At 69.4% G+C, this 477-nt stretch carries 1 protein-coding gene; it reads left to right on the top strand.

All coding sequences use genetic code 11. The features are described from left to right. The coding region (locus J5M73_RS31200) for a LysR family transcriptional regulator (RefSeq protein ID WP_207816920.1) at positions 1-477 on the top strand (477 nt) is incomplete at both ends.

Here is a 477-nt window from a genome sequence, read left to right as displayed (position 1 = left end):
GCCGCGAACCTCGGCTCGTTCTCGGCCGCCGCGCGCAAGCTCGGCAAGCGGCAATCGACGGTCAGCGAGGCGATCGCGAACCTCGAGATCGATCTTGGCGTCACGCTGTTCGACCGCTCGACTCGCCAGCCGACACTGACCGACGCCGCCCGTGCGCTGCTGCCCGAAGTCCAGCGCGTCCTGGAGGCGAGCGAGGCGATCGATCAGGTCGCCGCGCGTCTGGCGGGCGGCGAGGAAGCGCGCCTCACGCTCGTCGTGTCGGATACCTATCAGTCGAGCCGATACGAGGAAACGCTCGCGGCGCTGGACCGCCGTTTTCCGACGCTCGAATTCGAATGCCAGATCGCCGAGCACGACGACGTGCTCGACCTGATCCAGCAAGGCCGCGCGCAGCTCGGGCTGATGGCGGCGCGCAGCACCTACCCGCCCGACATCGGCGCGGCGACGATCGCCGAGCGCTCGGAGATCGGGCTGTAC

The organism is Pseudomonas sp. 50_B (assembly GCF_017491625.1).
In the GTDB taxonomy this organism is placed as follows: Bacteria; Pseudomonadota; Gammaproteobacteria; order Pseudomonadales; family Pseudomonadaceae; genus Aquipseudomonas; species Aquipseudomonas danubii.
The sequence above is the reverse complement of the archived record's forward strand: the minus strand, read 5'-3'. Positions and strand labels throughout refer to the sequence as shown.